This is a genomic window from Mesorhizobium sp. Cs1321R2N1 (assembly GCF_037179725.1).
GTDB classification, from domain to species: domain Bacteria; phylum Pseudomonadota; class Alphaproteobacteria; order Rhizobiales; family Rhizobiaceae; genus Mesorhizobium; species Mesorhizobium salmacidum.
The window spans coordinates 1-9,832 of sequence record NZ_JAPYKP010000181.1; the positions used below are offsets into that span (position 1 = coordinate 1).

The 9,832-nt window shown below is 62.6% G+C and carries 9 protein-coding genes and 2 pseudogenes; 3 read left to right on the top strand and 8 right to left on the bottom strand.

Annotated features, from left to right (window positions below; translation table 11 throughout):
* Positions 1-133, top strand: a pseudogene (locus O7A61_RS28780) (IS481 family transposase); the annotation flags it as partial.
* An 89-nt stretch (positions 134-222) separates the two neighbouring features.
* On the opposite strand, the pseudogene O7A61_RS28785 reads toward O7A61_RS28780, so the two are convergent.
* From O7A61_RS28785 to O7A61_RS28805, 5 genes and pseudogenes are all read right to left on the bottom strand, one after another.
* Positions 223-825, bottom strand: a pseudogene (locus O7A61_RS28785) (endonuclease/exonuclease/phosphatase family protein); the annotation flags it as partial.
* Between the two features lie 107 nt (positions 826-932).
* A complete protein-coding gene (locus tag O7A61_RS28790; protein ID WP_246672913.1) occupies positions 933-2,393 on the bottom strand; it encodes an AMP nucleosidase in 1,461 nt (486 codons plus the stop codon).
* Positions 2,394-2,510: 117 nt separating this feature from the next.
* Positions 2,511-2,705, bottom strand: a complete 195-nt coding sequence (locus tag O7A61_RS28795; RefSeq protein WP_337132646.1) for a hypothetical protein — start codon at positions 2,703-2,705, stop codon at positions 2,511-2,513.
* A gap of 41 nt (positions 2,706-2,746) precedes the next feature.
* On the bottom strand, positions 2,747-2,902 hold the full coding sequence (locus O7A61_RS28800; protein WP_337132647.1) for a hypothetical protein: 156 nt from the start codon (positions 2,900-2,902) through the stop codon (positions 2,747-2,749).
* A gap of 214 nt (positions 2,903-3,116) precedes the next feature.
* The gene (locus O7A61_RS28805; protein ID WP_337132648.1) at positions 3,117-3,458 is read right to left on the bottom strand and encodes a DUF2147 domain-containing protein; all 342 of its coding nucleotides are present in this window, start codon (positions 3,456-3,458) and stop codon (positions 3,117-3,119) included.
* Between the two features lie 437 nt (positions 3,459-3,895).
* On the opposite strand from O7A61_RS28805, the gene O7A61_RS28810 reads away from it, so the two are divergent.
* Together O7A61_RS28810 and O7A61_RS28815 are read left to right on the top strand one after the other, a co-directional pair.
* Positions 3,896-4,162 carry a sel1 repeat family protein gene (locus O7A61_RS28810; RefSeq protein WP_010915070.1) on the top strand — a complete coding sequence of 89 codons (267 nt, stop codon included), beginning with the start codon at positions 3,896-3,898 and terminating at the stop codon, positions 4,160-4,162.
* 431 nt (positions 4,163-4,593) lie between these two features.
* Positions 4,594-5,715: a branched-chain amino acid ABC transporter substrate-binding protein gene (locus O7A61_RS28815; RefSeq protein WP_337132649.1), complete on the top strand. Its 1,122-nt coding sequence runs from the start codon at positions 4,594-4,596 to the stop codon at positions 5,713-5,715.
* A 63-nt stretch (positions 5,716-5,778) separates the two neighbouring features.
* Here the strand turns inward: O7A61_RS28815 and O7A61_RS28820 are convergent, their stop codons facing one another.
* The 3 genes from O7A61_RS28820 to O7A61_RS28830 all read right to left on the bottom strand — a co-directional run.
* The gene (locus O7A61_RS28820) at positions 5,779-7,761 is read right to left on the bottom strand and encodes an acetyl/propionyl/methylcrotonyl-CoA carboxylase subunit alpha (RefSeq protein ID WP_337132650.1); all 1,983 of its coding nucleotides are present in this window, start codon (positions 7,759-7,761) and stop codon (positions 5,779-5,781) included.
* A 52-nt stretch (positions 7,762-7,813) separates the two neighbouring features.
* Positions 7,814-8,344: an O-acetyl-ADP-ribose deacetylase gene (locus tag O7A61_RS28825; protein WP_337132651.1), complete on the bottom strand. Its 531-nt coding sequence runs from the start codon at positions 8,342-8,344 to the stop codon at positions 7,814-7,816.
* Positions 8,345-8,346: 2 nt separating this feature from the next.
* Positions 8,347-9,832: carboxyl transferase domain-containing protein (locus O7A61_RS28830; RefSeq protein WP_337132652.1), on the bottom strand; the 1,486-nt coding region annotated here is incomplete at its 5' end.

The following is a 9,832-nucleotide window of genomic DNA, read 5'->3' on the forward strand; positions in this document are numbered from 1 at the left end:
CATCAAGAAGCTCGGCCGCTTCAGCCAGGTCGGGCACCGCATCACCGGTGATCCGCAAAAGGGCAAATCGCGCGGCGCCGGCTGGGAGTTCGTCCATGTCTGCATCGACGACGCCTCTCGCATCGCCGTCTCGCCGAGCGCGGCCAGTGGCTGCGCCAGGTCGCCGATCTGCCAGTATTGCTCCTTCGGCCAAGGCCAGGTCAAATGGATCGCGGCGACATCGACATCGCTCCCGCCAAAGTCGATGGTGGCGGTCGCCATCGCGCCGCGCGGCTCGCAACGCGGCGCGGTGTCGGCGACAAACGGCCGGCGCGACAGCAGCGCCACGCCGAACATGCGGTTCGGGTAAGGGCAGAGGATCCGGTAGGGATAGGCGCTGGCGATGTAGCCAAGCTCGGTCGTCCACATCGCCGACACCTCGTCGAGCGTGATCACGTCCGGATTGGTGCGGCCGATCAGTGAGAGCACTTTCTTCGGCGTTGGATTGTTGAAGCGAAGGTTCATCTGCAGCAGGCTGTAGACGATCTGGTCGGCGGGCTTGGCAACCGCCGGCTGCGGCCACAGCCTTGGCAATGCGCTTGCCGTCGTGGCCAGGCAGGCGACGGCGAAGAGCAGTGCCGCGGCCGCCTGCAGCCGGTAGGAACTCGCAAGCAGTGGCAGCGCCAAAAGCGCCATCAGCACGCTGAGGTGAATGCGAAAATGCGAAAAGGAATCGAAAGCGGGATGCAACGCGCCGAAAAACCCGGCCAACAAAGCGGCCGACAATGCCGTCATCGCCAGGAATGCCAGCCCAGCCATCATGTTCAAGCGCGCGCCTGTCATCATTGGGTCGTGTCTGCCGAATGCCGCCTGACGATCCGTTCGATTGCTTATCGGCCAAATTGCGGCCGAGCAAGACGACGAATTGCCTCGCCGAGCCTTCAAGCGACCGCCTACTGGAATGCTGTCTCCGAAAAGCTCCGGAGCTTGCGCGAATGCAGCCGCTCCATCGGCATCTCGGCCAGCTTTTCCATCGCCCTGATGCCGATGGTCAGGTGTTGCGCCACCTGACGCTTGTAGAACTCTGTCGCCATACCAGGCAATTTCAACTCGCCATGCAGCGGCTTGTCGGAAACGCACAGCAGCGTGCCGTAGGGGACGCGGAAGCGGAAGCCATTGGCGGCGATCGTTGCCGATTCCATATCGAGGGCGATAGCGCGCGACTGCGACAGGCGCTGCACCGGTCCGCGCTGGTCGCGCAGTTCCCAATTGCGGTTGTCGATGGTGGCGACGGTGCCCGTGCGCATGATGCGCTTCAGATCATAGCCCGACAGGCCGGTGACCTCGGCTACTGCTTCCTGCAGCGCAACCTGGATCTCGGCCAACGGCGGGATCGGCACCCACACCGGCAGATCGTCGTCCAGCACGTGGTCTTCGCGCACATAGGCATGCGCGAGCACATAATCGCCCAGCGCCTGGGTGTTGCGCAGCCCGGCGCAGTGACCAAGCATCACCCAGGCATGTGGCCGAAGCACCGCGATATGGTCGGTAATGGTCTTGGCGTTGGAAGGACCCACGCCGATATTGACCATGGTGATGCCACCATGGTTCGGCTTCTTCAGATGGTAGGCCGGCATCTGCGGCAGGCGCTGTGGCGCTACGCCTTCACTGGGAGCGCTCTGCCCGGACCGGGTGATAACGTTGCCAGGTTCGACAAATTCCGTGTAGCCTTCACCACCGTTTTCCATCAGGTCGCGGGCGCGGGCGACGAACTCGTCGATATAGAACTGATAGTTGGTGAACAGCACGAAATTCTGGAAATGCTGCGGGCTGGTTGCAGTGTAGTGCGTCATGCGGTGCAGTGAATAGTCGATGCGCTGCGCCGTGAACGGCGCCAGCGGCCGGGGCTCGCCGAAGGCGACCTCGAACGTACCGTTGGCGATCTGATCGTCGGTGCCGTCGAGATCCGGCACGTCGAACAGGTCGCGGATCGGCCGCTTGATACGTTCGGCATCGGCGCCGTCGACATAGGTGCCTTCCAGGAAAGCGAAATGCAGCGGGATCGGCGTGGTCGATTCCGAGACGGTCACCGACACGCCGTGATTGCGCATGATCAGCCGAAGCTGCTCGATGAGGTAGGTCTCGAACAGGTCCGGCTGGGTAACCGTGGTGGCGAAATGACCGGGCGTCGGCATGTGGCCATAGGCCTGGCGAGAGTCGACCTGGGTGAACGAACTCGTGGTGACGCCAATCTCGGGGTAGAAGGCCCGGTAGCGCTTGCTGCTGTCGCCGCCGGCGGCAAGGGCCGCGAAGGAATCGCGCAGGAACTTGGTGTTGCGGTCGTAGAGCACCTGCAGCGCGGCAACGGCCTTTTCGGCGTTGTCGAAGCTCTGCCGGCCAAAAGGCTCGGGCATGACGACAGATTCGATGGCTTGGGGATAGATTCGTTTTTCCATGGCCCAATATAGAGACTTGGGCGGCCGGTTGGGAGGGGTGTCGCCGCCGAAGGCACCCAAAGCGCCCTTTTTTCTTCAACCCCGCTGCAGGCTGACCAGCAGAACGAACCCGACGCCAGACTTTCTGAGCGCCGGCGCCTCGATCGTCGAGCCGGCATCGGCGCGCATCATCGGCACCGCCATGACCGGGGCGGCCAGAACGATCAGGATAAGCGCCGCCCGCGGCAGGAGCCGGAGGGTCTTGAGAGTGTTGGCGGCGATGCGGTTCATGATGTCTGTGCTTTTCTTTTCGAGGTCCGGGCTATTTGGTTTCAGTGGCGAAGGTTGGTCTGGCAGGCGAGATGGCAGAGCCTGGTGGCTTCGTCCCAGGAGCGGGGGGAACGGCCCGCTTCGGCGACGAGAATGGCGAAGAACATTCCAAACAGGCTCATCAGCAGGCAGACGATGGTGAAGCGACGAGCAAGCATTGGGTCCGTGTCTCCTTCAACACGCATGAGAATGCCCTGACGCCGCTGAACCGGCTCTGATGCCGGCGTTCATCTGCGGTTCAAATTGATTGACGCGACGTTGGCTGGCTCGCCGCCGGCCCCGGACGGCGATCGGGTGCGACGGTCAGCGCATCGGTAAAACGAAAACGGGGCCCGCCGGGGCCCCGTTTTGAGATCACTGGGAAATGGTCGATTAGAGCTTGTGCCAGGTCTGGCTCTTGCAGATCAGTCCGCCGAGCACGCAGCCGCTCATCTTGAGCGAGGCGCCCGATAATGTCGCCTTGCCCGAATAGGTCTTGTCGTTTGCCGGGTCGGTGATGTTGCCGGTATATTTGTTGTCGCCGGCCGCCTTGAGCGAGCCGATGGTCTTGCCGGCATATTTGCCGGACTTGAGCGTGATGGAAAATGAACCGCCGCCTGAAATGGCCGCCGTGTCGCCTTCCTGCGTTTTCCAGTTGCCCTCGATCGGATCGGCCCACGCCGCGCCGCTCAGGATCAACGTGGCCGCCAGGGCCAGGCTCACTTTTCGAAACATGTCTTCCTCCCTTTGGATAGCCGGCCGGATGCTCCGCCTCGCCGGTCTGCCGCTTACGCAAACGTAAGCTAATCCAGCTTCCGTCAAAACAAAAGCGGTGCCGCTACGGAAGACCTTGGCATTTTGAAAGCGCCTGAATTCGCTCTGTCGGCGCGGAAATGAAAACGATCGGCTCGTCGCGTTTGTTTCCCGTGGTTAGCGGAGTGTTGATTGCGGCCGTGAAAATTTTCGTCAAATTTGGCGAAAACCAGCCGAATTGCTGGCTCCGTATCCTTAACGAATTTCTGTGTTTACCTCTTGTTTTAGCTTTGTTTTCCTCAAATTAAGCACGCCATTTAACGACGGATTCAAGCCTGCGCGGCATTCTCGAAAGCATCGAAAGAGCGGCCCGGACAACACAACGGAGGCAGCTCTCGGGAGCCAGACAGGGGACTAAAATGGCACGTTTTGAAATGCTTGAAGCAGGCTTCGGCGCCATGGGGGCAACTGCCCAGGCCGACATTCTTTTCGAACTGGGCATGATGTATGCGACCGGCCGCGATTGCGAGACCGACGTCGTTGCCGCCCACAAATGGTTCAACATCGCCGCCATCAAGGGTTCGGCCCGCGCCGCCGAGCTGCGCTCGGAACTCTCGGCGGCCATGTCGAAGGTCGAGATCGCCAAGGCGCTGCGCGAAGCCCGCGAATGGATGACCATGCACTGAGTTCCGCCAGACGGGAACGCTCCGGCCAAGACCGCTGAAAGACGGTCGGGCCAACAGGGATAGGCTGCGCAGACAGCCAGGCCACAGGCCAACAACAAAGAGAATGCGGCAGGCCGACAGGTCCAAGCCGCCCGACGAACCATGATCCCGAAAGTGGAATCGGGGCTTCGGCAAGATCATGGCCACAGGAAGACAGGGAAGGTGGGTTGGGTTCACAGCGCGGGGGCGCCGGGGAAACGGCCTGACAGGCAAAAAAGCCACGACCAGCCGGAACAAGGCTGGCGTGGCTTTTTTGCTTGGATGAGGCCAGGCAGGCCCAATCGAGTGGCGCCAATGCGCCTAGACAGGTCCGATGAAGGATGAAATTGTCCCGCCTCTCTGGAAGAAGCGCGGCCGGGGCGGCCGCGCGTGAGTGGAGGAGTTCTATTGTCATGAAAAAAATGAGTATTTTGAGCGCGGCCATTTTCGGCCTGATGATGAGCGCGCCGATCGCATTCGCCGACGACATCACCGTCTCGGTGGTCGGCCCGATGACCGGACAACTCGCGACCATCGGCGACCAGTTCAAGCAGGGCGCACAGGCCGCCGCCGATGCCATCAACGCCGCGGGCGGCGTCAACGGCTCGATGATCAAGCTCGACATCGAGGACGACCAGTGCGATCCAAAACAGGCCGTGTCGGTCGCCAACCGCATCGTTGCCAACGGCGTCAAGTTCATCGACGGTCATGCCTGCTCGGGGTCGAGCATCCCGGCCTCGGCGGTCTACGCTGAAGCCGGTGCGCTGATGATGAGCCCGGCGTCCTCGAACCCGGTGCTGACCGATGCCGCGGCCAAGGCCGGCTGGCCGACGATCATGCGTCTCTATACGCGTGACGACGCGCAGGGCGCCTTCATCGGCCCTTGGATCGCCAAGAAGTATGCCGGCAAGAAAGTCGTCATCCTGCACGACAAGAGCGCCTACGGTCAGGGCGTGGCTGACGCCGTCAGGGCGACCATGAATACTGGTGGCCTCAAGGAAGTCTACTATGACGCCATCAACCCCGGCGAGAAGGACTATTCGGCGCTTGTCACCAAGCTGAAGGATCTCAAGGCCGATGTCGTTTATTTCGGCGGCTACCATCCTGAGGCCGGGCTGATCCTGCGTCAGTCGGCGGAGCAAAACCTGAAGTTCCAGCTGATCATGCCGGATTCGATTGCCTCGCCGGAGTTCTGGCAGGTTGCCGGCCCGGCCGGCGAGGGCACCATGTTCGTGTTCCCGTCGGATCCGCAGGCAAAGCCGGAAGCCAAGGCGGCCGTCGAGAAGATCAAGGCGGGCGGCTTCGTGCCGGAAGGCTTCACGCTATTCTCCTACGCCGTGGTCCAGGCTTTCGCCGAAGGCATCAAGCGTGCCGGCGGCGACGATCCGGCCAAGGTTGCCGAAGCGTTGAAGAACGGCACGCCGATCAGCACCGTTGTCGGCGACGTCACCTTCGACGAGAAGGGCGACCTCAAGAATGCCAGCTACGACATCAACCAGTGGCACGACGGCAAGTACGCGCCGATCGCGCAGTAATCGCTCTGATAGCCCAGGAAATGGCCGGGTTCGTCCCGGCCATTTCTGTTTGCGCCCCGGCTATCAGCTGGTGGCTGAGTTCGACGCGCTCTGTTCCTCGACGAACCGCACCAGCACCGTCCCGTCAGTGACCTGCGCCCCTTCCCCGGCGATCTCGGCGATCACGCCATCATGCGGGGCGGCGATGGTGTGCTCCATCTTCATCGCTTCGAGGATCAGCAGAATTTGCCCCTTGATCACAGCGTCGCCTTTCGCCACGCGCACAAGCTTGACGAGCCCTGGCATCGGCGCGCGCAGGCTGCCGGAGGCGGCAGCTGCTTCATCGCTCCTGGCCAGGGGATCCGGCACGGTGAAAGCATATCCGGCAGCGCCTTCGAACACCGTGATGTGGGCGGGCCAGCGGACGAGGCGGGGAACGGCGCGAAAATCATGCGAATTGGTGCTGTCGTAAGGCGCATCGAGCGCCACCTGAAAGCGTCCGTCCGGCCGCATTGAAACCTTTGCCTGAATTTGCTCGTCGCCGAACTTCAGCCGCATGCGCCGCGCCACGCCGTGGAAATGCGCATAGCCGGCAAGCGACGACCACGGGTCGTCCGACGACGGCAATGCTCCGGCACCCGAGGCCGCCAGGACGGCGGCCGAGATGATTTCGCCGGTCGGCGGCGCGACCGCCGTCAGCGCTTCCTGGTGTCGGCCGATCAGGCCGGTATCGACGTCGCCGGCTGCAAAATCCGGATCGGCCGCAAGAGCGGCAAGAAAAGCGGTGTTGACGGTGGAGCCGGCAATCTCGCTTTGCGCGAGGGCTGTGCGGAGCGCTTCCAGCGCCGCCTGTCTGTCCCCGGCATGGACGACCAGCTTCGCGATCATGGGGTCGTAATAGGGCGAGATGGCATCGCCAGCCCGCACGCCGGTTTCAATGCGCATCGCGGCTCCTTCTGGGGCAACGCCCGGGAATTTCAGGTGGTGCAGCGTGCCCGTCGCCGGCAGAAAGCCCTTGGCCGCGTCCTCGGCATAGATGCGCGCCTCGAAAGCATGACCGGAAAGCGCGATCTCGCTTTGTGTCTTCGGCAGTTTTTCGCCGCTGGCGACCCGCAACTGCCACTCGACCAGATCGGTGCCGGTGACCATCTCGGTGACCGGATGCTCGACCTGCAGGCGGGTGTTCATTTCCATGAACCAGAAGCGGTCGGCCTTGAGGCCTTGCGAGGCGTCGACGATGAACTCGATGGTGCCGGCGCCGGAATAGTTGATTGCCTTGGCCGCCTTCACCGCCGCTTCCGTCATCGCCTTGCGCAAAGCAGGCGTCATGCTGGGGGCGGGGGCCTCCTCGATCACCTTCTGGTGGCGGCGTTGCGCCGAGCAGTCGCGTTCGTAGAGATGCACCGCGTTGCCGAAATTGTCGCCGAACACCTGCACTTCGATATGCCGTGGCTTGTCGACATATTTTTCGACCAGCACACGGTCGTCGCCGAAGGCGGCCTTGGCCTCGCGCCGGGCGCTGGACAGCGCCTCGGAAAAGTCATCGGGATGCTCGACGCGCCGCATGCCCTTGCCGCCGCCGCCGGCACGCGCCTTGATCAGCACGGGATAGCCGATCTCGCGGGCCTTTGAGGCCAGCAGCACGATTTCCTGCGCCTCGCCATGATAACCCGGAACGACCGGAACGCCGGCCTTCTCCATCAGCCGCTTGGCGGCGTCCTTCAGCCCCATGGCGCGGATCGAGGCCGCCGACGGGCCGATGAAAATGAGACCGGCAGTCACCACCTGGTCGACGAAATCGGGGTTTTCCGACAGGAATCCGTAACCGGGATGGATGGCCTGCGCGCCCGTTGCAAGAGCCGCCGCAACGATCCTGTCACCGCGCAGATAACTCTCGCCGACGGGTGAGGGGCCGATATGGACCGCCTCGTCGGCCATCTCGACATGCAGGGATCTCGCATCGGCATCCGAATAGACTGCGACGGTGTGCACGCGGAGCTTGCGCGCTGTGCGGATGACACGGCAAGCGATCTCGCCCCGATTGGCGATCAGGATTTTCGTGAACATGGAGCCTCCCGGATTAGGGTCGGGCGGCGCCATTCCGGCAGGCGCCTAAAATTCATACTTCACCCAATGTTGCAAGAATACGCCGGTATAGTTCCGCCATGGCTTCGTCGAAGCAGCAGAAAACAACGGTTTCGGGAAGCGCGTTCTGCCCGATGAAGTCATTCACCTCATCAATAGCGATTTTGGCGGCGTCATCTTTCGGATATCGGTACACACCGGTCGAGATGGCCGGGAATGCCACCGAGCGGCAATCATTGGCGACTGCTAGTTCAAGCGAACGCCGGTAACAGGAGGCCAGCAATTCGGCTTCGCCCTTGCCGCCGCCTTGCCAGACGGGCCCGACAGTATGGATGATGTGTCGAGCCGGCAGTTTATAACCCTTGGTGATCTTGGCATCGCCGGTCTTGCAGCCATTGAGCATGCGACATTCGAATTCGAGCTCCGGCCCAGCGGCGCGGTGAATGGCTCCATCGACCCCGCCGCCACCGAGCAGCGAGGAGTTGGCAGCATTAACGATGGCATCGACCGCCAGCTTGGTGATGTCGCCGGTGTGAACGCTGATCCGGTCGCCCATGGCGATCATCATCACATCCTGAACACGCCGAAGCGTGTCTCCTCGATCTCGGCGTTGAGCGCGGCCGACAGGCTGAGCGCCAGCACCTCGCGTGTCCTGGCCGGATCGATGATGCCGTCATCCCAGAGCCTTGCCGAGGAATAGAGCGGATGGCCTTCATGCTCGTATTTCATCAGGATCGGCTTCTTGAATTTCGCCTCCTCCTCGGCGCTCCATTCCCCGCCCTTGCGCTCGATGCCCTCGCGCTTGACCATGGCGAGTACGGTTGCCGCCTGCTCGCCGCCCATCACCGAGATGCGGGCGTTGGGCCACATCCACAGGAAGCGAGGTGAGTAGGCGCGGCCGCACATGCCGTAATTGCCGGCCCCGAACGAACCGCCGATGATGACGGTCACCTTGGGCACCCTGGCGGTCGCAACCGCCATCACCAGCTTGGCGCCGTCCTTGGCGATGCCGCCGGCCTCGTATTTCCTGCCGACCATGAAGCCGGTGATGTTCTGCAGGAAGACCAACGGGATCTTGCGCTGGCAGCACAATTCGATGAAGTGCGCGCCCTTCAGCGCGCTTTCGGAAAACAGCACGCCATTGTTGGCGATGATGCCGACCGGCATGCCGTGGAGATGGGCAAAGCCGGTGATCAGCGTCGTGCCGTAGTTCTGCTTGAACTCATCGAATTCGGAGCCGTCGACAACGCGCGCGATCACTTCGCGCGCGTCATAGGGTTGGCGCAGATCGGTCGGGACGATGCCGTAGAGCTCATCTGCCGGATGAAGCGGCGGATGAGCTTTCTGTAAGTTCAGGCTTACAGCCTTGTTGCGATTCAGGTTCTTGATGATGCGCCGGCAAATGGCGAGCGCGTGTTCGTCGTCCAGCGCATAGTGATCGGCGACACCGGAAAGCCTGGTGTGAACATCCGCGCCGCCCAACTCTTCGGCGCTGACGTCCTCGCCGGTGGCCGCCTTCACCAGCGGCGGTCCGCCGAGGAAGATGGTCGCCTGGTTGTGCACCATGATCGTCTCATCCGACATCGCCGGCACATAGGCGCCGCCAGCCGTGCAGGAACCCATGACGCAGGCGATCTGCGGGATGCCGGCAGCCGACATGTTGGCCTGGTTGTAGAAGATGCGGCCGAAATGCTCGCGGTCGGGAAACACCTCGTCCTGGTTGGGCAGATTGGCGCCGCCGCTGTCGACCAGATAGACGCAAGGCAGGTTGTTCTGAAGCGCGATCTCCTGCGCGCGCAGATGCTTTTTCACCGTCAGCGGATAATACGTGCCCCCCTTCACCGTGGCGTCGTTGACGACGACCATCACCTCTGTCCCCTCGACACGGCCGATGCCGGCGATCAGGCCGGCCGACGAAATCTCCTCGCCATACATGGACCACGCCGCGAATTGGCCGATCTCGAGGAAGGGCGAGCCGGTGTCGAGCAATTGCGCCAGGCGTTCGCGCGGCAGCAGCTTGCCACGGCCGACGTGGCGCTCGCGCGCCTCGTCC